At 72.7% G+C, this 24,420-nt stretch carries 25 protein-coding genes and 1 pseudogene; 13 read left to right on the top strand and 13 right to left on the bottom strand.

Translation table 11 applies throughout. The features are described 5' to 3' along the window. Window positions 1-34 precede the first annotated feature (34 nt). From ACGF12_RS10120 to ACGF12_RS10130, 3 genes are all read left to right on the top strand, one after another. Window positions 35-655: an RNA-guided endonuclease InsQ/TnpB family protein gene (locus ACGF12_RS10120; protein WP_393027914.1), complete on the top strand. Its 621-nt coding sequence runs from the start codon at window positions 35-37 to the stop codon at window positions 653-655. After that, window positions 622-1,008 carry a TetR/AcrR family transcriptional regulator C-terminal domain-containing protein gene (locus ACGF12_RS10125; RefSeq protein WP_393027813.1) on the top strand — a complete coding sequence of 129 codons (387 nt, stop codon included), beginning with the start codon at window positions 622-624 and terminating at the stop codon, window positions 1,006-1,008. The genes ACGF12_RS10120 and ACGF12_RS10125 overlap by 34 nt, the downstream gene beginning before the upstream one ends. A 232-nt stretch (window positions 1,009-1,240) precedes the next feature. Further along, entirely contained in the window at window positions 1,241-3,088 is a 1,848-nt protein-coding gene (locus ACGF12_RS10130) for a phospholipase C (protein WP_393027815.1), read from the top strand. A gap of 271 nt (window positions 3,089-3,359) precedes the next feature. Here ACGF12_RS10130 and ACGF12_RS10135 read toward each other — a convergent pair whose 3' ends face one another. After that, on the bottom strand, window positions 3,360-3,836 hold the full coding sequence (locus ACGF12_RS10135; protein ID WP_393027817.1) for a hypothetical protein: 477 nt from the start codon (window positions 3,834-3,836) through the stop codon (window positions 3,360-3,362). A gap of 111 nt (window positions 3,837-3,947) precedes the next feature. Here ACGF12_RS10135 and ACGF12_RS10140 point away from each other — a divergent pair, with 111 nt between their 5' ends. Continuing rightward, the gene (locus ACGF12_RS10140; protein WP_393027819.1) at window positions 3,948-4,571 is read left to right on the top strand and encodes a PadR family transcriptional regulator; all 624 of its coding nucleotides are present in this window, start codon (window positions 3,948-3,950) and stop codon (window positions 4,569-4,571) included. A 19-nt stretch (window positions 4,572-4,590) separates the two neighbouring features. On the opposite strand, the gene ACGF12_RS10145 is transcribed toward ACGF12_RS10140, so the two are convergent. Next, a complete protein-coding gene (locus ACGF12_RS10145) occupies window positions 4,591-5,493 on the bottom strand; it encodes an RNA polymerase sigma-70 factor (RefSeq protein WP_393027821.1) in 903 nt (300 codons plus the stop codon). 211 nt (window positions 5,494-5,704) lie between these two features. On the opposite strand from ACGF12_RS10145, the gene ACGF12_RS10150 reads away from it, so the two are divergent. Then, the gene (locus ACGF12_RS10150; RefSeq protein WP_393027823.1) at window positions 5,705-6,187 is read left to right on the top strand and encodes a carboxymuconolactone decarboxylase family protein; all 483 of its coding nucleotides are present in this window, start codon (window positions 5,705-5,707) and stop codon (window positions 6,185-6,187) included. A 75-nt stretch (window positions 6,188-6,262) separates the two neighbouring features. Next, window positions 6,263-7,300: pseudogene (locus tag ACGF12_RS10155) on the top strand (gamma-glutamyltransferase); the annotation flags it as partial. Window positions 7,301-7,369: 69 nt separating this feature from the next. On the opposite strand, the gene ACGF12_RS10160 reads toward ACGF12_RS10155, so the two are convergent. Together ACGF12_RS10160 and ACGF12_RS10165 are read right to left on the bottom strand one after the other, a co-directional pair. Next, a complete protein-coding gene (locus ACGF12_RS10160) occupies window positions 7,370-8,263 on the bottom strand; it encodes a phenylalanine 4-monooxygenase (protein ID WP_393027825.1) in 894 nt (297 codons plus the stop codon). A gap of 109 nt (window positions 8,264-8,372) precedes the next feature. After that, complete coding sequence (locus ACGF12_RS10165) at window positions 8,373-9,302, bottom strand: RimK family alpha-L-glutamate ligase (protein WP_393027827.1); 930 nt, start codon at window positions 9,300-9,302, stop codon at window positions 8,373-8,375. Between the two features lie 339 nt (window positions 9,303-9,641). Between ACGF12_RS10165 and ACGF12_RS10170 the strand changes: the two genes are divergently transcribed. Then, entirely contained in the window at window positions 9,642-10,895 is a 1,254-nt protein-coding gene (locus ACGF12_RS10170; RefSeq protein WP_393027829.1) for a threonine/serine exporter family protein, read from the top strand. 3 nt (window positions 10,896-10,898) lie between these two features. On the opposite strand, the gene ACGF12_RS10175 is transcribed toward ACGF12_RS10170, so the two are convergent. The 3 genes from ACGF12_RS10175 to ACGF12_RS10185 form a co-directional block, all read right to left on the bottom strand. After that, complete coding sequence (locus tag ACGF12_RS10175) at window positions 10,899-11,120, bottom strand: hypothetical protein (RefSeq protein ID WP_393027915.1); 222 nt, start codon at window positions 11,118-11,120, stop codon at window positions 10,899-10,901. A 427-nt stretch (window positions 11,121-11,547) separates the two neighbouring features. Then, window positions 11,548-12,681 carry a PP2C family protein-serine/threonine phosphatase gene (locus ACGF12_RS10180; RefSeq protein WP_393027831.1) on the bottom strand — a complete coding sequence of 378 codons (1,134 nt, stop codon included), beginning with the start codon at window positions 12,679-12,681 and terminating at the stop codon, window positions 11,548-11,550. A gap of 285 nt (window positions 12,682-12,966) precedes the next feature. Then, window positions 12,967-13,563, bottom strand: a complete 597-nt coding sequence (locus ACGF12_RS10185; protein WP_393027832.1) for a TetR/AcrR family transcriptional regulator — start codon at window positions 13,561-13,563, stop codon at window positions 12,967-12,969. A 124-nt stretch (window positions 13,564-13,687) separates the two neighbouring features. Between ACGF12_RS10185 and ACGF12_RS10190 the strand changes: the two genes are divergently transcribed. Beyond that, window positions 13,688-14,662 (top strand): zinc-binding alcohol dehydrogenase family protein, encoded by a 975-nt coding sequence (locus ACGF12_RS10190; protein WP_393027834.1) that lies wholly within the window; start codon window positions 13,688-13,690, stop codon window positions 14,660-14,662. Window positions 14,663-14,788: 126 nt separating this feature from the next. Further along, complete coding sequence (locus tag ACGF12_RS10195) at window positions 14,789-15,124, top strand: GNAT family N-acetyltransferase (protein WP_393027836.1); 336 nt, start codon at window positions 14,789-14,791, stop codon at window positions 15,122-15,124. A gap of 39 nt (window positions 15,125-15,163) precedes the next feature. On the opposite strand, the gene ACGF12_RS10200 is transcribed toward ACGF12_RS10195, so the two are convergent. Next, window positions 15,164-16,030, bottom strand: coding sequence for a helix-turn-helix transcriptional regulator (locus ACGF12_RS10200; protein ID WP_393027838.1), 867 nt, complete (start codon window positions 16,028-16,030; stop codon window positions 15,164-15,166). 113 nt (window positions 16,031-16,143) lie between these two features. Here ACGF12_RS10200 and ACGF12_RS10205 point away from each other — a divergent pair, with 113 nt between their 5' ends. After that, window positions 16,144-17,634 (top strand): MFS transporter, encoded by a 1,491-nt coding sequence (locus ACGF12_RS10205; protein WP_393027840.1) that lies wholly within the window; start codon window positions 16,144-16,146, stop codon window positions 17,632-17,634. A 57-nt stretch (window positions 17,635-17,691) separates the two neighbouring features. Here ACGF12_RS10205 and lpdA read toward each other — a convergent pair whose 3' ends face one another. After that, window positions 17,692-19,098, bottom strand: coding sequence for a dihydrolipoyl dehydrogenase (gene lpdA / locus ACGF12_RS10210; protein WP_393027842.1), 1,407 nt, complete (start codon window positions 19,096-19,098; stop codon window positions 17,692-17,694). A 267-nt stretch (window positions 19,099-19,365) separates the two neighbouring features. After that, window positions 19,366-20,907 (bottom strand): M20/M25/M40 family metallo-hydrolase, encoded by a 1,542-nt coding sequence (locus ACGF12_RS10215; RefSeq protein ID WP_393027916.1) that lies wholly within the window; start codon window positions 20,905-20,907, stop codon window positions 19,366-19,368. A 264-nt stretch (window positions 20,908-21,171) separates the two neighbouring features. Here ACGF12_RS10215 and ACGF12_RS10220 point away from each other — a divergent pair, with 264 nt between their 5' ends. After that, window positions 21,172-21,348 carry an antitoxin gene (locus tag ACGF12_RS10220; RefSeq protein ID WP_393027843.1) on the top strand — a complete coding sequence of 59 codons (177 nt, stop codon included), beginning with the start codon at window positions 21,172-21,174 and terminating at the stop codon, window positions 21,346-21,348. A 43-nt stretch (window positions 21,349-21,391) separates the two neighbouring features. Here the strand turns inward: ACGF12_RS10220 and ACGF12_RS10225 are convergent, their stop codons facing one another. Then, window positions 21,392-21,544: a hypothetical protein gene (locus tag ACGF12_RS10225; RefSeq protein ID WP_393027844.1), complete on the bottom strand. Its 153-nt coding sequence runs from the start codon at window positions 21,542-21,544 to the stop codon at window positions 21,392-21,394. A 74-nt stretch (window positions 21,545-21,618) separates the two neighbouring features. Here ACGF12_RS10225 and ACGF12_RS10230 point away from each other — a divergent pair, with 74 nt between their 5' ends. Together ACGF12_RS10230 and ACGF12_RS10235 are read left to right on the top strand one after the other, a co-directional pair. Continuing rightward, window positions 21,619-22,209 (top strand): TetR/AcrR family transcriptional regulator, encoded by a 591-nt coding sequence (locus tag ACGF12_RS10230; protein WP_393027845.1) that lies wholly within the window; start codon window positions 21,619-21,621, stop codon window positions 22,207-22,209. A gap of 118 nt (window positions 22,210-22,327) precedes the next feature. Further along, window positions 22,328-23,539 (top strand): PQQ-binding-like beta-propeller repeat protein, encoded by a 1,212-nt coding sequence (locus ACGF12_RS10235; RefSeq protein ID WP_393027846.1) that lies wholly within the window; start codon window positions 22,328-22,330, stop codon window positions 23,537-23,539. A 69-nt stretch (window positions 23,540-23,608) separates the two neighbouring features. Here the strand turns inward: ACGF12_RS10235 and ACGF12_RS10240 are convergent, their stop codons facing one another. Both ACGF12_RS10240 and ACGF12_RS10245 read right to left on the bottom strand, forming a co-directional pair. Next, window positions 23,609-24,121 (bottom strand): GNAT family N-acetyltransferase, encoded by a 513-nt coding sequence (locus ACGF12_RS10240; protein WP_393027847.1) that lies wholly within the window; start codon window positions 24,119-24,121, stop codon window positions 23,609-23,611. A gap of 36 nt (window positions 24,122-24,157) precedes the next feature. Then, window positions 24,158-24,361: an MbtH family NRPS accessory protein gene (locus tag ACGF12_RS10245; protein ID WP_043505857.1), complete on the bottom strand. Its 204-nt coding sequence runs from the start codon at window positions 24,359-24,361 to the stop codon at window positions 24,158-24,160. Window positions 24,362-24,420 lie beyond the last annotated feature (59 nt).

Consider the following 24,420-nt stretch of genomic DNA (forward strand, 5'->3'; position numbering starts at 1 on the left):
TTGCTCATGTTGCTCTTGCCACTCACTACCTGAACTGCTTCCTCCGGGACCGTCCGTCCCAGTATCAGGCTGTCCAGTTCAGCGGGGGAACTTCAGCCAGCGTGGCAGCAACAACCGAAAGAAAGCCAAGGCCAAGGTCGCCCGCGCCCACCGCAAGGTCCGCAACGCCCGCAACGACTTCCTCCACCGCGCCAGCACCAACCTGGTCCGCAACGCGGACCTGATCGCCATCGAGGACCTCAACGTGTCCGGCATGGTGAAGAACCCCACGCTGGCCCGGTCGATAAGCGACGCGGGCTGGGGCGAGTTCCGCCGCCAACTTGAGTACAAGTGCGAACGCTACGGCCGCCAGCTCGTCGTAATCGACCGCTGGCACCCATCGTCCAAGACCTGCTCCTCGTGCGGACACGTCCTCGCCGAGCTGTCCTTGAACACCCGGCACTGGACGTGCCCCACCTGTCGCACCCGGCACGACCGGGACATCAACGCGGCGAAGAACATCCTTGCGGCTGGTCGAGCCGTAGCCGGGGGCGACTCCGGCGATGCCTGCGGAGCTGGTGTAAGTCGGCAAGGGGCCTCCCTTCCGCCGTCGGCCGGGAAACAGGAACGATCCCAACCGGTGTGCTCACGCGCAGCGGCTCAGCCGCAAGACTGAGGGGAATCCCCCTTCCGAAGGAGGGGGAGAGAGTCAAGGACACCTCGTACGCGTCAGGCTTGGAAGCCTCGCTGCGACTGCTGATCGAGGCCGGCTTCAGCCCGGCGGCCGCCGCCCGGGCCTGGTACACGGCCTACAGCTACACCGTCGGCTTCGTCATCGAGGAGCAGTCCATGGGCCCCAACCCCTTCGACGGCGAGGAGGGTTACGACCTGGAGGCGCGCGCCGAGCGGCTGGCCGCCCACCCGCTGGCCGCCGAAGCGGGCCGGGAGATGTTCCAGGACTTCGACCGAGGCTTCGAGCAGGGCCTGGCCGCGGTGCTGGCGGGAGTGGAGGCGACGCTACTGGCCTGAAACCGTCGGGCGGGTATCCCGCAATCGCCCCATTCGACAGGCATTCGACGTACTTGTCTGCCGAATAGCAGTCCTGACGCATCGTTCCGGACCACTGCGGTTAACCTCGGGTTTACATGCACCTGTTGACCGCGTTCACCTCCTGTGTCTAGTTTCGAGCCGCTGATGTCGCGCTACGCGCGTCACGGCCCCAACTTCTGACACAGATGACGATGACGTCGAGGAACCAACCATGCACGCAGTTCCCACCCGCAAGCGGTGGCTCCGGTACGGTGCCGGCCTGATCGGTGCGGCCTCGCTGACCGCGTTCGGCGGCACCCCCGCCGCCTTCGCGGCCGACGGCCCGCAGACCGCCACGCCGATCAAGCACCTGGTGGTCATATTCCAGGAGAACGTCTCCTTCGACCACTACTTCGGCACCTACCCGAACGCGGCCAACACCGCCGACGACAAGGTGAAGTTCACCGCCAAGCCCGGCACCCCCAAGGTCGACGGCCTCAGCGACGACCTGCTCCACAAGAACCCGAACCGGAACAACCCGCAGCGGCTGAGCCCGGCCCAGGCCGTCACCTGCGACCAGGACCACACCTACAAGGACGAGCAGCTCGCCTTCGACGGCGGCAAGATGGACAAGTTCGTCGAGCACACCGACATCGAGAGCTGCAAGGCCCCGATGTACACCGCGCCCGGCCTGGTGATGGACTACTACGACGGCAACACCGTCACCGGCTACTGGAACTACGCCCAGCGCTTCGCGATGAGCGACAACTCCTTCGGCACCAACTACGGCCCCTCCACCCCGGGCGCGATCAACCTGGTCACCGGCCAGACGCACGGCGGCTACCCGGTGGACCCGAAGACCGGTCAGCAGACCACCGACGCCTACGTGGTCGCCTCCCCGGACGCCAAGGGCATCGGCACCGTCATCAACGACCCCGACCCGGGCTTCGACGAGTGCTCCAACCCCGCGCACAATCAGCTGGTGATGACCGGCAAGAACGTCGGTGACCTGCTCAACGACAAGGGTGTCAGCTGGGGTTGGTTCCAGGGCGGCTTCAAGCCGACCGACACCAAGGACGGCAAGGCCGTCTGCGCCGCCGCGCACAACAACATCGTCGGCGCCTCGCAGACCGACTACAACCCGCACCACGAGCCGTTCCAGTACTACAAGTCCACGGCGAACCCGAAGCACCTGGCGCCGAAGGACGTGGACGAGATCGGCCACGACGGCCAGGCGAACCACCAGTACGACCTGACCGACTTCGACGCCGCCCTCCAGCACGGCAACCTGCCGGCCGTCAGCTACCTGAAGGCCGCCAACTACCAGGACGGCCACGCGGGTTACTCCGACCCGCTGGACGAGCAGCACTTCGTCGTCGACACCCTGAACAAGCTGCAGAAGTCCAAGGACTGGGCCTCCACCGCCGTCGTCATCGCCTACGACGACTCGGACGGCTGGTACGACCACAAGTTCGCCGAGCCGGCCAACGGCTCGCGCGACGCCGCCAACGACAGCCTGAGCGGCGCCGGCCAGTGCGGCAAGGACGCCGGCTGGGGCGGCTACGCCGACCGCTGCGGCTTCGGCCCGCGCCTGCCGCTGCTGGTCGCGTCCCCGTACGCCAAGTCCAACTTCGTCGACCACACCCAGACCGACCAGACCTCGATCCTGCGCTTCGTCGAGGACAACTGGAAGACCGGCCGGATCGGCGACTCCTCCTTCGACGAGCACGCCGGCTCCATCGAGGGCATGTTCGACTTCAAGAACGCGCAGTCGTCCACCCTGATCCTGGACCCGACCACCGGCCAGCCGGCCGGCGGCGACTCGACCCCGTCCGGCCAGCCCACCGGCGGCTCCTCGGCCACCACCCCGGCGGGCACCCCGGCCGGTACGGCGACCTCGACCGACGGCACCGGCAACACCGCCGTCGCCGGCGCCACCAGCACCGTCTCCGGCCCGCCGCTGGCCGAGACCGGCGCCGACTCCAACACCGGGCCGATCGCGGCCGCGGCCGTCGCCCTGCTCGCGGTCGGTGGCGGCGCGATCTTCCTCGCCCGCCGCAAGCGCGGTCGCCGCGCCTGACGCACGGCCGTACCCGCAACACCCCGGCACCGCCGGGTCCTCTTCGCCGAGGGCCCGGCGGTGTCGCCGTCTCCGGGGTCGGGCGTTCACGGACTCACCGGCCCCAGCGCCCTGACCGGAGTCGGGCCACCCTTCCCGCCATGACCGCGACGACCCCGCGCCGCCGCACCGTCCTCGGCGCGGCGCCGGCGGCGGCGGCCGGCCTACTACCGCTCGGCGTACGGGTAGTTCAGAGCCTCGGCGACACAGGACCCGGCCCGACGCCCGCCGGTCAGTTCGCGGTGCGGGCCGGATCGTCGACGATCGGCATCCGGCCCTCGCGGTTCGCGGCGCGCAGGTCGTCCAGGTACTCGCGGGAGAGCATCGCGGAGACGATCGCGACGCCGCCGCGGTGGATCCGGATCTCGCCGTCGGAGACGGTGCCGGTCAGCCGCACCCGGCGGGCGCCGGCCCCGGCCGGGGCCTGGTGGTCCTTGACCTTGCCGCGGGCGCTCCAGCGCAGGTCCCAGTGGTCCAGCCCGGCGTCCTCGGGGAGCAGCAACTTGACCATGGCGCGCTGCAGTTCGAGGTGGATCTCGACCTCGTCGGGGATGTTCGGCGAGCGCAGGTCGAGGACCACGGCGCCGCGGCGGGCCCGTACCTCGATCCGCCGGGCCTCGGTCCAGTGGCCCATCCGCTTGACGGCGGCGTGGTCGGCCTGGATGCGCTCGACGGCCGCAACGTCGGTCAGGGCGGTGGTGATGCTCATCTCGGTTTCCTCCCAGGCGGGTTGAGGTGCCGGTCGGTCGCCCGGCGTGGTTCCATCATGCACCCGGACTAGTTTCAGTGCAACTAGTTCTTCTGGGGATAGAATCGAGGCATGGCCACCACCCCGCTGCGCAGCTCCCCGCTCGCCCTCACCGTCCTCGCCCTGCTGCACTACAAGCCGCTGCACCCGTACGGCGTGCAGCGGCTGATCAAGCAGTGGGGCAAGGACCAGGTCGTCAACGTCGGTCAACGCGCGAGCCTGTACCGCACCATCGAGCGCCTGCTCGCGGCCGGGCTGATCACGGTCCGCGAGACCGAGCGCGACCAGCTCTACCCGGAGCGGACCGTCTACGAGATCACCGGTACCGGCCGGGAGACCGCCCGCGCCTGGCTGCTGGAGATGCTCTCCGCGCCCAAGCAGGAGTTCCCGGAGTTCCCGGCGGCGCTCTCCCACGTGCTGCTGCTGACGCCGGAGGAGATCGTCCGGGCGCTGGAGGACCGGCTGGCGCGGGTGCGGGCGACGCTGGCCCAGCTGGAGGCCGACCTCGCCCAGGGCGCCCGGATCGGCCTGCCCCGGATCACCCTGCTGGAGACGGAGTACCTGCGCGCCACCACCCGGGCGGAGGCCGACTGGCTGGACGCGGTGCTGGACGACCTGCGCGCCGGCCGGCTGGCCTGGTCGACCGAGCAGCTGATCGCCTTCGCCCAGGGGCAGGAGCCGACCACCGAGGGGTGAGAAAGCCCGGGGGCGCCGGTCAGCGGCTCAGCACGGTCTCCCGGGTCATCCGGGACAGCTTCTGGGGGTTGCGCACCGCGTACAGGCCGGTGACCAGACCCTCGTCCAGCCGCAGCGCCAGCACGGTGTCGACCTCACCGTCCAGCCGGACCACCAGCGCCGGGCGGCCGTTGACCTGCTCCGCCCGCAGCGAGACCGCCCGCCGGGTGATCCCGCACAGCAGCCCGGCCACCAGCTCGGCGCCCACCACGGGGGCCGGAGTCGCCTGGACCACTCCCCCGCCGTCGCCCACCAGGACCACGTCGGGGGCGAGCAGGTCGAGCAGGGCCCGCAGATCGCCCGTCTCGACGGCCCGTTGGAAGGCCTCGACCGCCCGCCGGGCCTCGACGGCCGACACCGCCCCGCGCGGGCGGCGCGCGGCGACATGGGCGCGGGCCCGGTGGGCGATCTGCCGGACGGCGGCCTGGGACTTGTCCACGGCCTCGGCGATCTCCCCGTACTCCAGCCCGAACACCTCGCGCAGCACGAACACCGCGCGCTCGGTCGGCGCGAGGGTCTCCAGCACCAGCAGCATCGCCATCGAGACGCTCTCCGCCAGTTCGACGTCCTCCGCCACGTCGGGCGCGGTCAGCAGCGGCTCGGGCAGCCACGGGCCGACGTACGACTCGCGGCGGCGGGCCAGCGTCCGCAGCCGGCCGAGCGCCTGGCGGGTGCCGATCCGCACCAGGTAGGCGCGGTGGTCCCGGACGGTGGAGAGGTCGACGCCCACCCACCGCAGCCAGGTCTCCTGCAGCACGTCCTCGGCGTCGGCGGCCGAGCCGAGGATCTCGTAGGCGACGGTGAACAGCAGGTTGCGGTGGGCGAGGAAGGCCTCGGTCGCCGCGTCCGTGGGGTGCCCGGCCGCCGTGGGGTGCTCGCTCATGCCCGGCTCCTGCCTCTCGGTGTCGGTTGCGCTTGGTCGCGCTCGGTTCCGCCTTGTCACGCTGCACACGGGACACCGCCGGCCGCCGCCCTGTGACACCCCCGGGCGGTGGCGTGCGTCACAACCGCCCGCCGTCACAGACGCGGTGCCGTCCGCATCTTGTGGTCGTCCGGCGCGGATGCGCACGACGAGAACGAGTGAGGACGACACCGTGGAAAACCGCTTCAACCTGCTCGCCGGCCCGACCGCCGCCAAGGTCGCCAAGCGTTTCTTCAGCACCTCGCAGGCGATCCAGGAGTCGACGCTCCCCGAGGCCGTGCAGGACCTGGTCATGCTGCGCGCCAGTCAGATCAACGGCTGCGGCTTCTGCATCGACATCCACAGCAAGGAGGCCGCGGGCCACGGGGAGACCCCGCTGCGGCTCAACCTGGTCGCCGGCTGGCGGCACAGCACCGTGTTCACCGAGGCCGAGCGCGCGGCGCTGGCACTCACCGAGGAGGGCACCCGGCTCGCGGACGCCTCCCCGGGCGTCTCCGACGCGACCTGGGCCGAGGTGCGCAAGCACTACGACGACGACCAGGTCGGCACGCTGGTCTGCCTGGTCGCGATGATCAACGCGGCCAACCGGATGAGCGTGATCGTGCACAACCTGGGCGGCTCCTTCGAGCCCGGCGCCTTCGCCGCGCTCGACTGAACACCGCCCTGCCGGTTCGCCCCGCCCGAAGCCGGCACACCGGCCCGGGCGGGGCGTCGGGCTGTCGGTTTCTCCTTCGAGGCGGGGTACGAGGAGCCGGTCAGCTACGACTGGAACGGCTGGACGGTGTGCAAGCCCGGCCTGTGGAGCCAGGGCCCGGTCTTCCTGCAGCAACTCGCGCTGCTACCCGAGACCTTGACGCACAGTACGCCGGAGTACGGCGACGCGGACTTCCTCCATCGGCTGATCGAGGGCACCAAGCTGGCGATGGCCGACCGCGAGGCCTGGTACGGCGACGGTACCGCGGTCGCACCGGCCGAGCTGCTCGCGCCCGGCTACACCGAGCAGCGCCGCGCGCTGATCACCGGGCGGGCCTCGGCCGAGCTGCGCCCGGGCCGGCCGGGCGGTCGGGTGCCGAAGCTGGGAGCGCACGTACGGCGGCGAACTCCCGTGGACCCGGCGACGGATGCGGGCTCGGGCGAACCGACGATCGCCGAGAACGGCGCGCCGCGCGGTGACACCTGCCATCTGGACGTGGTCGACCGCTGGGGCAATCTGGTCTCGGCCACGCCCAGCGGCGGTTGGCTGCAGTCCAACCCGGTGGTGCCGGGCCTCGGTTTCCCGCTCGGGACCCGGCTCCAGATGGCCCTGTTGACGCCTGGACTGCCCAACTCCCTCGCCCCCGGCCGTCGTCCGCGCACCACCCTCTCCCCGTCCCTGGCCCTGCGGGACGGGCAGCCGGTGCTGGCGTTCGGCACTCCGGGCGGGGACAACCAGGACCAGTGGAGCCTGCACTTCTTCCTCGCCGTGGTCCTGCGGGACCGGCAGCGCGGCGGACTCGACCTCCAGGGTGCGATCGACGCTCCGAACTGGCGGACCGAAAGCTTCCCCTCCTCCTTCTACCCGCGCGCGATGAACCCGGCGAGCGTCGTGGTGGAGTCCCGCGTCGGGGAGTCGACGACCGCCGAACTGCGCCGCCGTGGGCACCTGGTGAAGGTCAGCGGCCCCTGGTCGCAGGGGCAGCTCTGCGCGGTGGCTCGCGACCCGGAGACCGGTGTCCTGTCCGCGGGGGCCGACCCGCGCTACCGGCAGGCGTACGCGGTCGGCCGGTAGACCAGGACGTACGGGACGGGAAAGCACTGCGTGCCCGGCCGGCTGTCGGCGGGAGGGGCCGGTCGGCTGTCACGGTCCGGTGGTGGGCAGCCCGAGCCGGGCGCCGGTGTCCTCGTCGACATCGTTCAGGAACTCGTGGAGGGCATCGGCCAGGTGGTCGAGCGAGCGGACACCGAACAGCACGGGCTGGTATCCGAACGTCCGGTACGACGTCCGAGCGATGTCGGCGATGTCCCAGCCCCGGATCCCGGCCAGCCGCAGGCGACGGAGTTCGCCGTAGGAGGTGAGCAGCGCGGCGCCGTACGCCCGCACCCCACTCCGGTCGGCCACGACGCCGTACTCCAGGCTGAACCAGTACACCCGGCTGATGAGGTCCAGCGTGTCCTCGCTCACGGCCCGTGCAGCGGCCGCGCCGACCAGGCGGTACAGGTCGGCGAACCACGGCGATGCGAGATGTGCCCCGTGGCCGAACACGTCGTGGATGATGTCCGGCTCGGGGGTGTAGAGCGGCATCGCCGGGTGCCGGACGTACTGCGCCGCGTGGAAGTAGCCCTCCGCCAGCGCCCCCAGGAACCGCCTGTTCCGCACCGGCCCCCCGGCGGGCGTGAAGTCGAAGCCGGTCAGCGACCTCAGCCGGGCACCAACCTCGGAGAGCTGCGGGACGTGGTCCGGCGGGAGCCGGGCCTCCTCACGGGCTGCCAGCACCTCGGGACACACCCGGCCCTCGTACGCGGCGACGAGGGCGGCATGCACGGCGCGCCAGGTCGCGTGCTCCGACTCCGTGTAACTGACCAACGGTGCCGGATCTCCCAGCTGGTGGCCGCGCGCCGGCGCTGTCACGGCGTGGCGCCGTCGCCGGTATTCCCGGTCCCGAATGCCCGGGTGCTGGTCCGCCGGTCCGAGGTGCCCGTCCGGCGTGATCGGGGTCAGGTCCGCCAAGTCCTCGCCCATACAGGCCATCATGGCCCAAGCGCGCGTCGCGGCAACAGGATGCCCTGGGGGGCGCCGTCCGCCCCGAACGTCGCCGGGCGGTGGTCGAGTTCCGGGCTACCGGCCGGGCAGGTCCCGGCAGTCAGTGCTCCTCCAGCCGTCGGCGGCAGGCGGCGACGATGGCCGGGGTGACCTCGCGCATCGGTTCGCGCCATCCGACGTTGACGTTGACCTCGCAGAGCACGAATCCGCCGTCCGCCCCGAACAGCAGGTCCACCCCGCACACGCCCAGACCCAGCGTCTTCGCGGCCTGCACCGCCAGCGCCTCGCCCGCCCGGTACCGGCCCAGGCACAGCTCGGCGGTGCCGCCCTGGGCCAGGTTCGACTGCAGCCCGCCGTCGCGGGCGGTCCTCACCTGTGCCGCCACGGCCTGACCGTCGATCACGACCACCCGCAGGTCACGCCCGTGTGAGCTGGCCACGTAGTGCTGGAACAGGTACGGGACGTCCTGGCGCAGGCTGCCGTGCACCGCGGACAGCATGGCCGCGTCCGGCGCGAGGAACACCTGCTGACCGCGCTGGCCCCGGACCGCCTTGACCACGCACGGCTCCGGCACTCCGGCCCGGATCACGGCGCCCATGGGCGCGTCCGTGTAGCTGAGGGTGTCGGGCACAGGCAGCCCCGCCAGGGCGAACTGTTGCAGCTGCCAGAACTTGTTGACGCAGGCCAGCACCGTCTCGGGCGGGTTGAGCAGGGTGGCACCCATCTCCTGCAACTGCCGCAGCAGGGTGATCTCCCGGTCGGTGCTCACTCGGGGGCTGGACAGCCGCGCATACACGACCTTCGGCGTCCGCACCGCTCGCCCGGTCAGGTCGTGCAGGGTCAGCCGGCCGCCCTTCACTCCCAGCAGCAGGTCCTCGGTGCTCACCACCGCGTACCGCTGCCCGAACTCCCTTTCCAGGGCGGTGTTCAGCTCCCCGAAGATCCGCGGCATGCACAGCCCGGTCCCGATGAGCAGCCACACCTCGGCCTCGTTGTTCCAGCCGTCCGTCACACCAGCAGCCGTCACCATGCGACTCCCTTTTCATCACTCAAAGTGACAGTGTGGCGGTCACTCTACAGCGCGGCGATAACGGACCCTGCCGGCCAAGGCGGTGGGTACGAGATGAAGCGCCTGGCGCGCAACGCCACCGAGCAGCCCGCGTTGGCCTGCAGGATCGCGCGAATCATCGAGTGCCCTGCTGCGGTGCACGGGGCGGGCGATGCCCGACCAGGCGGACAGATTATCGACCCACGCCTTCCGGACCCGGTGGTGGCTCCTGGGATCCCGCGCACCCGATCGCGAACGGACCAGCGCGAACAGACCAGGGCACAGTCGGACCGATTCGGGCGGGATGGGACGATACCTGCCATGTCTAGCAAGTCTCCATCGGTCCGGGACCCCGAGGCCCCACCGGACCCGCTCCGCCGCCTGCTGCTCGAACTGGGCGACGCCCTCCTGGGCGGCGGCATTCCCGTCCACGACGTCGAGGAGGAGCTCCACGCGTTGGGAGCGGCGATGGGGGCTCCGAACGTACGGGTCGCCGCCCTGACCAACGGCCTGTTCGTGGCCCTGGACGCGGACGGGGCCACCCGGTTCCAGCCGGTCGGCGCCGCGCTCCGGTTCGAGCAGACGGCGGACGTCCTCGACCTGGTGCACCGGCTGCGCGCGGGCGAGGTCGACGGGCACCAGGCGCTCGCCGAGTTGGAGCGGATCCACCGGGCGCCGGCCCGCTGGCCCGCCTGGGTGGCGGACCTCGGGGCGCTGCCGGTCGGGGTGGGCGTCTGCATCTTCCTCCAGCCGGTGACGGCGAACGTGCTGGCGGCCGGGGCCGGCTCGCTGATCGTGGCCGGGCTGACCATGCTGGCCCGCCGCCTGCCCCGGCTGCGGCCGCTGCTGCCCGTCACGGCCGGGTTCCTGGTCGCGCTGCTGGTCCTCTCGCTCGCCCGGGCCTCGCTGCTGGACGGTCCGCTGCGCACCATCGTGGCCACCCTGGCGATCCTGCTGCCGGGCGGACTGCTGGTCACCGGGCTGTCGGAGATCGCGGCGGGCGCCGCCAGTGCCGGGACGGCCCGGCTGGTGTCCGGCGCGGTGCAGCTGGCGCTCTTCCTCGCCGGGGTGGCCGCCGCCACGACGGCGATCGGCATGCCCGCCTCCGCCCTCGCCAACATCCAGGTGGCCAAGCCGAGTTGGTGGGTGATCGGGCTGGGGCTGGCGCTCGCGGTGGCCGGCGTGGTGGTCAATGTGAACACCCCGCCGTCGGCCATCCCGTGGATCGTCGCGGTGATCGCGGTCAGCGTCACCGTCCAGGTGGCGGTGAGCTCGGTCCACGGCGCGGCGATCGGAGGTCTGGCCGGCGCGGTCAGCGCCGCCGTCGCCGCGACCGTCGTGCACTGGCTGCCCGGCGGCCCGCTGTGGCAGGTGCTCTACCTGCCCGCGTTCTGGATCGTGGTGCCGGGCTCCTTCGGTCTGCTGAACACCGCGCAGATCGAGGTCGGCAACGGGGCGCAGTCGGTGCTGGCCGCCGTGTCGGCGGTGTTCGGGGTGTCGATCGGCACCCTGATCGGCTCGGTGATCAGCCGGATCCCGCGACCCTCCCTCGCCGCGGCGCAGCTGCGGGCCTGAGGATCACCGGGCGGGTCCCGCCTCGGCGGGCCCCGCCTTCGGCTGGGGGTGGCGCTGGAACCAGCGGGCGATCGGTTCCGGGGTGATGCCGTGCAGGATGACGCTGAGCAGCACGGTCGTGCACATCACGTTCAGGACGAAGGTTCCGTCGTGCTCCGGGATCTGGGCGTACGCGAGCAGCGCGAAGACGATCGACGTGACGCCGCGCGGACCGAGCCAGCCGATCGCGTGGCGTTCGGGCGGACTGAACGGCCAGGGCGACGGAGGCGGGCAGTGCCAGGCTCAGCAGTCGGCCCTGCCCGATCGACCTGCCCATCGGCTCGTAGCCCCGGGCCTCGGTCGCGTCCGTGAACAGGACGACGGCCAGGACGAGTTCGACGGCCCGCTCGAAGGCGTGGGTCTCCAGGTCGAGCGGGACGACGGGGTCGGCGCCCCGGGTCAGGATGACGCCCGCCAGCGCGAAGGCGATCGGGCCGGTGATGCTCCATCGGGCCATCCGGTCCGACACCAGGGTCCACGCGAACAGCAAGGACACCAGGACGAGCAGAGCGACCACGGGGACTCTCAGGGGTGGCGGGGGGAAGGGCGTCCGACCATTCTCCGGAGTTCCCCGGGCCGGGGCGGAAGCCGCGCCGATGGTCGTCCGGCCGCGCTACCGCAGTCGGTCCATCGGCGCCCCGGTGGACCGCCGGACGGCGATCAGCGCGGTGTCGTCGGTCCGGCGGCCGCCGGTGTGCCGTACGACGGCGGAGGCGACGTCGTCCACCAGGCGTTCGGGCTCGGCGGCCCCGGGCAGGCCGGCCAGGCGTTCCAGGTGCGCGCGGAGGCCGAAGAACGCGCCCTGTCGGTCGCGGGCCTCGGTGACCCCGTCGGAGACGATCAGTACGGTCTCGTCCGCCCCCAGGCGCAGGCGCCGGACCTCCGGGAGCCCGCCGGCCAGTTGGGCGAGGCCGATCGGCGCGCCGCCTCCCGACGGCAGCTGCCGTACGCCGGCCGGGCCCAGGACGTGGGGGCCGTCGTGACCGAAGTTGACCATCCGGATGTCGCCCGGCTCGTCATCGGGGAACCAGACGATGACCGCCGTGACGAACCGTTCCTCCTTCTCGCCCAGTCGGGCCGACAGCCGGTTCTGCCGCAGCAGCCGCTCTTCGAGCCGGACGGCGACGGTCGCCAGGTCCTCCTCCTGGAAGGCGGCCTCCCGGAAGCAGCCGACCAGGGCCGCCGCCGTGGAGACGGCCGGCAGTCCCTTGCCCTGGACATCGCCGAGGATGACCCTGGCGCCGTAGGGGGTGGCCACGACGTCGTAGAAGTCTCCGCCCACCCGGGCCTCGATGTCCGCCGCCAGGTAGCGGGCCGCCGAGTCCACTCCGCCCCAGCCCGGCGGCACCGGGCGCAGCACCACCTGCCGGGTGGTCTCGGCGGCGCCCTGCAGATGCCGGACGTATGCGGCCCCCTGGGCACGGAAGACGCTGACCGGCACCGCGAGGACGGCCCCGGCGATCACCAGCAGGAAGTCCTCCATGCCCTGGGACTTGGCCCAGATGCTGTCCAGCGCCGGGTAGGCGGCGATCGAGAGGCAGGAGAAGACCGCGGTGAGCAGCGGGCCGCAGAGCCCGGCGGCGACCACGGGGACCAGCACCAGCCAGCTGACGGAGGCGAAGGTGTGCGGCGTGAGCCCGTCCACGACAACGACCATCACCAGCAGCGCCGCGGGCACCAGCCAGGAATGGTGGCCGTACTGGACCACCAGCGGCAGCTGCTGCGTCTCCGCGGACCGCTCCCGCAACCGGCCCCTCCACTCATCCGCTGATCCGACGTTCCGTTTGTTGCGACGGACCGTTGTCGTGACGGTCCGTGCGGCCTCCCGCGATCCGCCCCGGTCCGGGCCGGGCGCGCGGCTCCGGGGCGGGGAGGTCGCGCCCAACGTTAGGGGGCGAAGCCCGTCGGAGGGTGCGCAACGGCCTCGCGCCCTCGGCCGTCGCACGTTCGGCCCAGTCACGGGGCCCGGTCGTGGGGCCCGGACCGCCGAGCCGGACAACCGGAGCACCGAGCGCCGATCACCGGGCGGACGTCAGTGGTCGACCAGCGAGGTGGCCAGCTCCCGTAGCCCGTCGGCGAGCCGCTGCCCCTCGCCCTGTTCCATCAGCCGCAGGACCGGGTCGCTCTGCAGGGAGCCGAGCAGGAGGTGGGCGAGCAGCTCGGCGTCCAGGTCCGGGCGCTGTTCGGCGATCAGCGCGCTCAGGTGGCCGTGCCAGGAGCGGTAGACCGGGTGGTCGCCGGGCGGGCCCTGGTCGGGCGCCTTCGGCGTGGTGGCGGCGGCGTGGCCGAGCGCGGCGAGCAGGCTCTTGTTGCGGGTGACCACCGCGACCACGGCGTCCAGGAAGGCGAGCATGCGCTCGCGGGGCGGGGCACCGGGGCCCAGCGGCGGCGGCCCGTCGCGCAGGGCCTCGTCCAGGTCGAGCGCCCGCTCCTTCATCAGCGCGAGCATCAGGCCCATCCGGCTGCCGAAGCGGTGGAAGACCGTCCCCTTGCCGACCCCGGCGGCGGCCGCGACCTGCTCCATCGAGATCTGCTCGGGCCGGTGGCCGGCGAGGAGTTCCTCGGTGGCGCGCAGGATCGCGCGCCGGTTCCGGATCGCGTCGGCGCGTTCGCGTCGGCCCTCGGCCATGGGCTGCCCGTCCCTGTTCGTCTCGTACCCGTGGACAACTGGACCGGCGGTCCAGTACGGTCACGAGTGAAAGCTGACCGCTGGTCCAGTTTATCCCGGGCCGGCCCCATCGAGGGAGGGCACCATGCAACGAGTCCGGTACCACCAGTACGGCGGCCCCGAGGTCCTGACGGCCGAGGAGGCCGACGTCCCGACCCCGGGGCAGGGCCAGGTCCTGCTGCGCACGGAGGCGATCGGGGCGAACTTCGTGGACACCAGGTTCCGGCGCGGGGCGCCCGCCGGATCGATCTTCCACCGGCCGCTGCCGGGCATCCTGACCGGCGATGTCGTCGGGACCGTCGAGGCGGTCGGCCCAGGCGTGGTCGAGGACCTGCTCGGGCGACGGGTCGGGGCGCTCGCCGAGGACGCCTTCGCCGAGTTCGTGCTCGCCGACGCCGCCTGGCTGGCCCCGGTGCCGGACGGGCTCGACCTCGGCGCGGCCAGCATGCTGCCGATGGGCGCGCCGGTGGCGCTCGGGGCGCTGCGTACCGGTCGGCTCGCCGCCGGCGAGACCGTGCTGGTGCACGCCGGCGCAGGCGGGATCGGTCACCTGGCCGTCCAGTCGGCCAAGCTGCTCGGCGCCGCAACGGTGATCGCCACCGCCGGTTCGAAGGCCAAGCTCGACTTCGTCCGGGAGCTCGGCGCGGACGTCGCCGTCGACTACACCGACGCCGACTGGCCGGAGCAGGTGCGCGCGGCCGCGCCGCAGGGCGTGGACCTCGTCCTCGACTCGGTCGGCGGCGCGGTCCTGCACCGCAGCCTGGAGGTGCTCGCCCCGCTCGGCCGGGTGGTCGTGTACGGCGCCGCCGACGGCGAACCGGGCAGCGTGCCGGTCATGCCGCTGTTCGGCCTCCGCGCGGTGGTGGGCTTCTCCCTGATCGCCTGGCGCACGGCCCGACCGGACCTCGCCCGCCGGGACATCGAGGAGTCCGCCGAGCACTTCGCGTCCGGACGGCTGCGCACCGCCGTGCACGCCCGCCTCCCGCTCGCCGAGGCGGCCACCGCCCACCGGCTGCTGGAGGAGCGCTCCCACCTCGGGCGCATCCTCCTGCTGCCCTGAACCGGGCGACGCCGGGCCTGCCGTGAACCGGGCGACGCCCGCACCGCCCTGACCCGGGCGGGGCGAGGGCTACCCTGGCCCCGCACCGAAAGCCCGTACGGGCCCCGCGAGCGAAAGGCCTTCACCGTGAGCACTCCCAGCACTCCCGTCGTCCAACGGGCGGACGACCGGCACCGCTACGAGATCCTGGTCGACGGCGAGCTCGCCGGGTTCACCGAGTACCTGGACCGCGACGCGCAGCGGGTCTTCCACCACACCGTGGTCGACGAGGCCTTCGCCGGACGGGGCCTGGCCGGGCAGCTCGTCCAGGAGGCGCTGACCGACGTCCGCGCCGCCGGGAAGCGGATCGTGCCGGTCTGCCCGTACGTGGCCAAGTTCCTCACCAAGCACGACGAGTTCGCCGACCTCACCGACCCGGTCACCCCGGAGGTCACGGACTGGCTGCGCACCCGGCTGCACTGACGGACGGCACCGCGGTCGGCGGCCACCAGGGCCCGGCGGTCACCGGCCGACGGGTTCCGCCGTGAGCGCGCCGAGGAGGCTGAGCGCCTCCTCGGCGCGGCTCCCGGGCGCAGCCGTGTAGACCACCAGCAGGTGGTGGGCGGCGCCGGGGGCGCGGAAGCTCTCGTAGTCGAGGGCGATCTCCCCGACGGCCGGGTGGTGGAAGCGCTTGGCGCCGTGGCTCTTCTCGTGCACCTCGCGGCCGGCCCACAGGGAGCGGAACTCCGCGCTGCCGAGCGAGAGTTCGCCGATCAGGCGGACGAGTTCGGGGTCGTGCGGCCGCCGACCGGCGGCCATCCGCAGGATGCCGACGGTGGTGCGGGCGGCCTCCGCCCAGTCGAGGTGGACCTCGGGAGCGTTCGGGTCGAGGAAGATCCTGCGGGCCATGTTCCGCTCGCGCGGCGGGAGTCGGGGGAAGTCCGCGATCAGCGCGGCCGCCAGCCGGTTCCAGGCCAACACGTCGTTACGGTCGTTCATGACCAGGGCGGGGGTGGCCGCCATCGCCTCGACCACCCGCCGCAGCGCCGGGCGCAGCTCCTGCGGCCGCCCCGGCGCCGGTCGCCCCGCGGCCGAGCGGCGCGGCGGGCGGGCCAGGTCGTACAGGTGGGCGCGCTCGGCGGGGCCGAGCCGCAGCGCCCGGCCGATCGCGTCCAGCACCTCGTCAGAGGGCCGGTCGGCGCGGCCCTGCTCCAGGCGCACGTAGTAGTCGGTGCTGAGGCCGACCAGTTCCGCGACCTCCTCGCGCCGCAGCCCCGGCACCCGGCGGCGCCCGGTCGGCGGCAGCCCGGCCTCCTCGGGGGTGAGCAGGGCCCGGCGGGTGCGCAGGTACTCGCCGAGGCTGCCGGCGAGCGGGTTCGGGTCGGCCATGCGCTCCAGTATGGCGGCGCGGAACGGGGCTGCGGGGGCCTGAAGGTGGCCCTGTCGGACCCAGGGAACGGGACTCCCTTCATCCGCCGTCACCGTCCGCGAACCATCGGCGCATGACCACTTCCCCACCCCTCCCGACCACCGCGGACCTCGGCCGGGGCCACTACTGGGCCACTGTCGGCGCGGTCGGCTGCGCCAGCGCGATGCTGCCGTTCTCGGTGACCGGCGCCGCCGTCGCACTGCCCGGCATGGCCGCGCGGCTCGGCGCCTCGACCGACGCCGCCCAGTGGATGCTGAACGCCTTCAACATCACCTTCGCCGCCCTGCCGCTGGCCGCCGGCGGCCTCGCCGACCGCCTCGGCCGACGCCGGGTGCTGCTGGCCGGGATCGCGCTGGTCGGGGCGCTGTCCCTGCTGGTCGCGCTCGCGCCGTCGATGGCGGTGGTCGACGTGGCCCGCGCGGTGCAGGGCTGCGGGGCCGCGGCCGTCCTGGCGGCGGGCGCGGCGGTGCTGGCCGACTCGACGTCAGGGCGGCGCCGGCAGCTGGCCTTCGGGGTGCTGGGCACCTCCTTCGGCACCGGCCTGGCGGTGGGGCCCCCGGTGGCCGGCGCGCTGGTGCAGGCGGGCGGCTGGCGGGCGGTGTTCCTGCTGGTCGCGGCGCTGGCCCTGCCCGCGTACCTGTGCGCCACCCGGGCGCCGGAGTCCCGCCGCCCGGACCGCCCGCCGCTCGACCTGGCCGGGCTGGGCTGCTTCACCGCCGGGCTCGTCGCGCTGTCCCTCGCGCTGGTGCGGGCCACCGGCTCCGGTTGGACGGCGCCGGGCACACTGCTGCCGCTGGTCGGCGCGGCACTGCTGATGGCCGCCTTCGCGGTGGTGGAGCTGCGCCGACCGGAGCGGGCGATGTTCGACCTCCGGCTCTTCCGGCGGCCCGAGTTCCTCGCCGTGGTGTGCCAGCCGTTCACCGTGACCCTCGGCTTCGTGGTGCTGCTGGTCTACCTGCCCGCCTACCTCCAGGGGGTGGGCGGCCGCAGCGTGCTGACCAGCGGTCTGCTCCTGCTGCCACTGACCGCACCCGTCCTGCTGCTACCGCTGCCGGCGGGCCGGCTGGCCTCGGCGCTGTCCGTCCGTACGGTGCTGACCGCCGCCTCGGCGCTGATCGCGCTGGGCGCCCTGCTGCTGGTCACGGTGCGCGACGACGCGTCCTGGGCGGCACTGGCGGTGCCGCTGCTGCCCTTCGGCGCCGGGGTGGGGCTGGCGTTCGGGGTGATGGACGACGCGGCGGTGAGCACCGTCCCGGTCGAGCGCGCCGGGGCCGCGGCGGGCGTCTTCAACACGATGCGGATCACCGGCGAGTCGGTCGCGGTCTCCGGCGCGGCCGCGCTGCTCACCGCGCTGACCGCCGCCCACCTGCCGGGCCTCCCCGGCGCCGAGGCGGCCCGGCTCGCCGCCCACGCCGTCCAGGGCCAGGTGGACCCGGCCCGGCGGGAGGCGCTCGCGGCGGGCTTCACGGGGGCCCTGCACGCCCTCGGGGTGGTCCTCGCCGTGCTGTCCACGGTGGGGGCGGTGCTCACCCACCGGGCGCTGCGGGAGCCGGCCGGTGGGTGAGACACGCCCGTGCCCCGCCGGGGTCCCGGCGGGGCACGGTGTCGGATCTGGGGTCCGTCACATGTTGATCATGTGGCCGGCCAGGCCGTGGATGGCCTCCTTGACCGCCTCGCCCAGGGTCGGGTGGGCGTGCACGTTGCGGGCGACCTCGTGGACGGTGAGGTCCCACTGCTGGGCCAGGGTCAGCTCGGGCAGCAGTTCGGTGACCTCGGGGCCGATCAGGTGGGCGCCGAGCAGCTCACCGTGCTTGTTGTCGCTGATGACCTTGACGAAGCCGATCGGGTGGCCGAGGCCGTGCGCCTTGCCGTTCGCGGTGAACGGGAACTTGGCGACCTTGACGTCGTGGCCCAGCTCGCGGGCCTGCGCCTCGGTGTAGCCGAAGGAGGCGATCTGCGGCTGGCAGTAGGTGGCGCGCGGGATCATGACGAAGTCGACCTCCATCGTCTCCGCCCCGCCGATGGTCTCGGCGGCGATCACGGCCATCGTCTCGGCGGCGTGCGCGAGCATCAGCTTGGCGGTGACGTCGCCGATCGCGAAGATGTGGTCGACGCTGGTGCGGCCGCGGCCGTCCACCGCGATGGCGTTGCGGTCGGTGAGCTTGACCCCGGTGTTCTCCAGGCCGTAGCCGTTGACCCGCGGCGCGAAGCCGATCGCCTGGAGCACCTTGTCGGCCTCCAGCACCTGCTGCTGGCCGTCCTTGGTGACGGTGACGCGGACCTTGGCGTTCGGGTCGCTGTCGTCGATCGACTCGACCCGGGTGGAGGTGAGCACCTCGATGCCCAGCTTGCGGTACTGCTTGGCGAGTTCGGTGGAGACCTCGACGTCCTCCAGCGGGACCACGCGGTCCAGGAACTCGACGATGGTGACCTTCACGCCGTAGTTGTGCAGCACGTAGGCGAACTCGACGCCGATCGCGCCGGCGCCCGCGATGATGATGCTCTCCGGCAGCTGCTCGGTGAGGATCTGCTCCTCGTAGGTGACCACGCGGTCGCTCAGACTGGTGCCGGGCAGCAGACGGGTGGTGGCGCCGGCCGCGATGATGCAGTGGTCGAAGGTGACGACGTCGAAGCCGCCGCCGCTGAGCGCGACCTGGAGGGTGTGGTCGTCGACGAAGGTGCCCCAGCCGTCGTACTCGGTGATGCCGTTCTTCTTCATCAGGTAGTGGACGCCCTTGACCCGGCCGTCGGCCACCGAGCGGCTGCGGCGGAAGGCCTCGCCGAAGTCGAAGGTCACCTGGCCCTCGACCTTGATGCCGAAGGTCTTGGCCTCCTTGGTGAAGATGTGGGCGAGCTCGGCGTTGCGCAGCAGGGCCTTGGAGGGAATGCAGCCGACGTTGAGGCAGACGCCGCCCCAGTACTTGGCCTCGATGACCGCGACCTTCAGACCCAGCTGGGCCGAGCGGACGGCGGCGGTGTAGCCGCCGGGGCCCGCGCCGAGGACGACGACGTCGTAGTGCGTGCTCATGTTGCTGACTCCTCCGAGGGTGTCACGGTGTCGTGATCTCGGTCCCATGGTGTCAGGACCGGGTTCGGCGCACCCACCGGGTCTCGGCGGATGCGCTCCGCGCGGCACCGTACAGGGCCCGGGCCGGATTATCAGTGGTGCCCGCTACGGTGACTCGCGCCCGGCCCCATCAGGGGCGATGTCGGAGGGGAGGCTCCGGATGGACGGTATGCGCACGGCGGGCGGGTGGGCCCGCCGCCCGAGGACGGCAGCGGGCCCACCCGGGCGTCAGGCGGTCACCTCGTGGGCGTCGGTCGCTCCGCCGGAGGCACTGCCCGGATCGCTCATACCCGCGCCGGCGGTGGTCTGAGCGGCCGGACGCCGGACCGGTCCGGGCTGCTGTGCCGGTACCGGCCGCTGGAGCGAGGAGAGGTCCCAGGCGTAGGTGCCGACGGCGTGCGCGATCACGTCGATGTTGACGTCGAAGGCGTCCATGTCGATGTTGTCCAGGTCGTCGCAGGCCTTGTGGTAGCAGGAGTCGAAGGCGGTGCCCGCTTTGCCGCCGTAACGGGCCTGCTGCTCGGGGGACTTGATCACCTCGGCGCCGGTGTCGGTGCCGCCGGCCGGGATGCCCGCGTCGATGAACGGTCCGTAGTCGGAGCGGCCGTTGAAGGCGGAGGGGTCGTGCGGGAGGTCGCGGCCGTCCAGGTACTCGGTCAGGTCCCGCTCGATCTGCGCCGAGCCCTCGGGGCCCGCGCCGCCGCCCGCGCTGCCGGAGCCGTTGTAGACGTACTGCGCGTAGTTGGGGGAGGCGATCATGTCGAAGTTGAGGTAGAGCCGGATCTTCTTCCGGTCCGCCTCGGAGAGTGACTTCACGTAGGCCTCGGAGCCCTTGAGGCCGAACTCCTCGGCGGACCACCAGGCGAACCTGACCTTGTTCTTCACCGGGCGGACACTGAGGTTCCTGGCGACCTCCAGGATGCCGGCCGAGCCGGAGCCGTTGTCGTTGACGCCGGGCCCGGCGGGGACGGAGTCCAGGTGGGCACCGATCATCACGGTGTTCTCCGGGTCGCCGCCGCGGGTCTCGGCGATGACGTTCCAGGTCTTGCGCGGCTCCATGGAGGTCCGGATGTCGAGCCTGAGCCGTACCGGCCCGGCGGCGGCCTTCGCGGCCAGCGCCTCCCCGGCGGCCTTGGTGATCCCGCCGGTCGGCACCTTCCCGGCGGTCGGCTCGCCCAGGGTCCCGTTCAGGTCGCCGTCGGCGTTGTTGTAGACGACCGCCCCGACGGCACCGGCCGCCGCCGCGGCGGCCTGCTTCGCGCCGAAGCCGCACCCGCCGCGCCTGATCAGCGCGATCCGGCCGGTGAAGGCGCCCGCCGGGTAGTCCGCCGGCGCGCAGCCGGTGGTGGCGCTGACCGGCGCCACGGCCAGGTCGGCGGTCAGGCCTGCCTCCGGGCCGCTCACCGAGTAGGTCATGGCGATCACCGGCACCGACTCGGCCTGCGGGGACACCACGTCCAGGTGCTCCGAACGCGCCTGGAAGAAGGTGTACTCGAACTCCCGCTCGGACACCTTGAGCCCGGCCCGGCGCGCCTGCTCGTAGATGTATCGAGCGGACTCCTCGTGCCCCTTCGAACCGGCGGCTCTGGTACCGCCGTTGCGGTCCGCGAAGCGTTGCAGCGCGGCCAGCGTCTCGTGCGCGCCCTCGGCGCTGCTGGCCTCGACCAGCCGCTCGGCGAGCTTCGCGCCCCGGCGGGCCGGGTCCGGGTCGGCGTTCGCGGTGCCGGCACCGACCAGCAGCAGCGGGGTGACCAGCGCGGCGGCGGTCAGCGCGGCGCCCGCGCGGCTCCGGTGACGGACGGTGCGCGGGCGCAGTATCCGGGCGGTGCGGTCCAACGGGGTGGAACGGTCGAACGGCGAGGTCTGACGACGACTGCGCAGCTTCAAGGCGACTCCTTCCGACGGTCCGTGAACTCCCGATTTGACATGACCGGAATCACCTTGCCAAGCCCGCCGCGCGGCCGCGAAGTGCGCAGGACGGTCTGCGCTGTGATCCTGGAGGGGTGGGGGCGTCTCATCCAGGAGGGTGACCACATGTCCATGCTGGATAAGCTCAAGAGCCTGCTGAAGGGCCACGAGGACCAGGCGGAGAAGGGCATCGACAAGGCGGGTGACGCCTTCGACGAACGCACCGAGGGCAAGTACAGCAGCCAGACCGACGCAGCTCAGGACAAACTGAAGCAACAGTTCCGCGACGAGCCGCCGCAGTAACACGCGAGGCCAGGAGCGCTCGCCGGGCCGGGGGCGGCGGCACTCAGCCGTCGCCCCGGTCCAACGGCTCCAACGGCTCGCTCTCATCGCCCGCGCCGCAGTTCTCGCACGACCCGGGGCCGAGCCGATCGCGCAGCCGCCCGCACTCCGGGCACACCCGGTCCAGCCAACAGGCCGACTCGCCGCCTTCGTCCATGCCCCCGATTCTTTCCCGGGCATCCGCAGGAGCGCGAGTAGACACTGTCTACTACCGGCTGGTAGACAGTGTCCATGAATGATCAGGACAGGGACCTGCGCGGCCGGCTGGTGGCCGCCGGCGTCGAGCTGGTGGCGCGGGAGGGCGTGCACGCGCTCGGCCTGCGCGAGATCGCCCGCCACGCCGGGGTCTCGCACGGAGCGCCGCGCCGCTACTTCGCCACCCACCGCGAACTGCTCGCCGCCATCGCCCGGCACGGCTTCGGGAAGCTCACGGACTCCCTCGCGGGCGCCGACGCCCTCGTCGCCACCAGCGGAGCCGACGCGCGCACCCGCATCGACACCCTCGCCCGCGCCTACCTCGGCTTCGCGGCGGCGAACCCCGGCATGTTCGAGCTGATGTTCCGTCACGACCTGCTGGAGGGCAGCGGCACCGAACTCCGCCGTACCACCCTGCCGCTGTTCCTGACCTTCGCCGGCCTGGTCGCCGAGGTCCACCCGCAGCGCGACGACCCGACCGCCGCCACCGCCGCCCTCTGGGCCAACCTGCACGGCCTCGCCCAACTGCGCGCCTGGGGCAGCCTGCGGCTCGTCACCGGCGGTACGGACATCGACCCGCTGCTGCGCGCCACCCTGGACGCCCACCTCGGCCCGGCCACCCGGTGACGCGGTCGCCGTCCGCCCGCAGCGGGTCGTCCAGCCCGGCGGCCCTCCGACCCGGCCACGGCAGTCGGGCCCGTGGCGCCGCAACCCCGCTTCCGGCGCCGGTGCAACCATCTGATCGGTGCGCGAGGTCATGTCAGGTGTGAACTCCGACGCGACGCAGCACGAGCCCCGGCAGAACGACCCCCGCCAGTACCGGATCAACCGCAGGAGACTGCTGTTGAGCGCCGCAGGCGGCCTGGGCGCCCTCACGGTCTCGGCGGGAGCCGGGTGGTGGGCGCGCCGGGACCCCGCGCACGGCCCCCGGATCTGGAGCACGACGGCCCCCGGCCGCCAAATAGTCCTGCCCGCGGAGCCGCAGGCAAGCCTCTACGTCTCCGGGTACGACGGCCGGGTGAGCGCTCTCGACCCGCGCACCGGTGCCGTCCGCTGGAGCAAGGCGGTCAGCACGCCCGAGATCGCCGACACACCCTCCGGACTGCCGCTGGCAGTGGGGGACGGAGTGGTCTGCGTGACCACCCCGACCCGGGTGCACGTCCTCGCCGCGGAATCGGGCGAGGCGCGTTGGGAGGTGCCCGTTCCCGATTGGCGCGACGTCCCGTGGGAGCAGGGTCCCGCCGTCGGCAGTGGCGGGGTGCTCGCGCCCTACGGGACCACGCTCCGCTCCTACGACGTGGCCGACGGCAGCCTGCGCTGGAGCGGCCCACCGAACAGCTCCGGCGTACCGGTCGTCGCCGGAGACACCGTGTACACCCCCGGCCGGCCCACGGGACTCCGCGCGTTCGACATCCACAGCGGCGAGCAGCGCTGGGAGCAGAACGCCGTCCGCGCGGTCCAGGTCAAGGGCGGTCCCGCCGTCCGGCAGGGCGTCGCCTATCTCGCGGACTGTGACGGCCCGGAGATGAGGAACCCGGCTGTCCTCGCGCTGGACGCGACGACCGGCCGGGTGCGCTGGCGGCGCGCGCAGCCGAGGATGCTGACAAGCTGCCCGCCGGTGGTCACCGACGGGACGGTCTGTCTGCTCAGCGGGAACGCGCTCACGGTGCTCGACGCGGACACCGGCGACACCCGTTGGACGGCCACCACGCCCGTCGGCCTCGGCCGCGGGGAGAGCTCCATGACCGCCGCCGACGGCACCGCGTACGTCGGGACGAACGACGACCGCCTGTACGCGTACGACCTCGCGACGGGCCGGCTCCGCTGGCAGGACGAGCCGGAGCACCTCCGCTCCGACACCGAGTTCACCCGGATCTCCCTCGCCGCCACCGGAACAGCGGTCTACCGCGCCAGCCGCACCGGTGTCCACGCCCTCGGCGCCGTGCCCTCGGCCTGAACGGTCGCCGTCCGGCCCCCGGCGCGGTCGAACGCGCCGGGGGCCGGACCACGCCTCGGGCCGACCGGATCACCTCACGTCGGCCGTGGAGATGACCACCACCTTCGCCACCGAGCCGTCCTCGTCGACCGAGTCGCGCAGGTGCCGGAAGCCCAGCCGCTCGCACATCGTCAGGCTCGGGGTGTTCTCCGCGCCCACCAGGCCGTAGACCTCCTTGAGGCCGAGCTCGTCGGCGGCGTAGCGGATCAGGCCGCGGACCACCTCGGAGCCCAGGCCCCGGCCCCAGAACTCCGGGGCGAGGGCGGCGATCAGCTCATGGCCGTCGACGTTGCCGGTCCGCTTCACCTCCGCGTGGCCCGCGTAAGCGCCGTCCAGCCACAGGCCCCACACGTCGAACATCTCCTTGGGGTACACCTCGGTCAGGATCGCCTTGAACAGCGCGCGGATCTGCGGCTCGGGCACGAGGTCCTGGCCCATCCAGCGGCACACCTCCGCGTTGCGCAGGAGCGAGACGAAGGCGTCCTCGTGCTCGGGCCGGTAGGGGATGAACTCCAGGTGTTCGGTGCGCAGCACGGGGGTCACGATGAGCTCCTCGGGGGGTGTCGTGGGACCGTCACGTCAGGCTTCGGCGTTCTCCATGCGCTCGCGCAGGCTCCGCGGCCGCATGTCGGTCCACACCTCGTCGACGTAGGCGGAGCACTCCGCCTCTGTGCCCTCCTTGCCGACGGGCTGCCAGCCGGCGGGCACCTCGATGTCGACGGGCCAGAGGGAGTACTGCTCCTCGTCGTTGCGCAGCACCTGGTAGCGGGTGTTCTCGTCCATGTCTTGCTCCTTCGTCATCGTCGGTTCTTCATCGGCGGTGTGTTTCAGGCGGTCCGACC

It is taken from the genome of Kitasatospora sp. NPDC048296 (assembly GCF_043201815.1).
Lineage (GTDB): Bacteria > Actinomycetota > Actinomycetes > Streptomycetales > Streptomycetaceae > Kitasatospora.

Bases quoted from the DNA above. Each gene is read 5' to 3' on its own strand.
- ACGF12_RS10130 (WP_393027815.1), top strand. From the start codon at position 1,241: ATGCACGCAGTTCCCACCCGCAAGCGGTGGCTCCGGTACGGTGCCGGC.
- ACGF12_RS10135 (WP_393027817.1), bottom strand. From the start codon at position 3,836: ATGAGCATCACCACCGCCCTGACCGACGTTGCGGCCGTCGAGCGCATC.
- ACGF12_RS10140 (WP_393027819.1), top strand. From the start codon at position 3,948: ATGGCCACCACCCCGCTGCGCAGCTCCCCGCTCGCCCTCACCGTCCTC.
- ACGF12_RS10145 (WP_393027821.1), bottom strand. From the start codon at position 5,493: ATGAGCGAGCACCCCACGGCGGCCGGGCACCCCACGGACGCGGCGACC.
- ACGF12_RS10160 (WP_393027825.1), bottom strand. From the start codon at position 8,263: ATGATGGCCTGTATGGGCGAGGACTTGGCGGACCTGACCCCGATCACG.
- ACGF12_RS10165 (WP_393027827.1), bottom strand. From the start codon at position 9,302: ATGGTGACGGCTGCTGGTGTGACGGACGGCTGGAACAACGAGGCCGAG.
- ACGF12_RS10170 (WP_393027829.1), top strand. From the start codon at position 9,642: ATGTCTAGCAAGTCTCCATCGGTCCGGGACCCCGAGGCCCCACCGGAC.
- ACGF12_RS10185 (WP_393027832.1), bottom strand. From the start codon at position 13,563: ATGGCCGAGGGCCGACGCGAACGCGCCGACGCGATCCGGAACCGGCGC.
- ACGF12_RS10190 (WP_393027834.1), top strand. From the start codon at position 13,688: ATGCAACGAGTCCGGTACCACCAGTACGGCGGCCCCGAGGTCCTGACG.
- ACGF12_RS10200 (WP_393027838.1), bottom strand. From the start codon at position 16,030: ATGGCCGACCCGAACCCGCTCGCCGGCAGCCTCGGCGAGTACCTGCGC.
- ACGF12_RS10205 (WP_393027840.1), top strand. From the start codon at position 16,144: ATGACCACTTCCCCACCCCTCCCGACCACCGCGGACCTCGGCCGGGGC.
- lpdA (WP_393027842.1), bottom strand. From the start codon at position 19,098: ATGAGCACGCACTACGACGTCGTCGTCCTCGGCGCGGGCCCCGGCGGC.
- ACGF12_RS10220 (WP_393027843.1), top strand. From the start codon at position 21,172: ATGTCCATGCTGGATAAGCTCAAGAGCCTGCTGAAGGGCCACGAGGAC.
- ACGF12_RS10225 (WP_393027844.1), bottom strand. From the start codon at position 21,544: ATGGACGAAGGCGGCGAGTCGGCCTGTTGGCTGGACCGGGTGTGCCCG.
- ACGF12_RS10230 (WP_393027845.1), top strand. From the start codon at position 21,619: ATGAATGATCAGGACAGGGACCTGCGCGGCCGGCTGGTGGCCGCCGGC.
- ACGF12_RS10245 (WP_043505857.1), bottom strand. From the start codon at position 24,361: ATGGACGAGAACACCCGCTACCAGGTGCTGCGCAACGACGAGGAGCAG.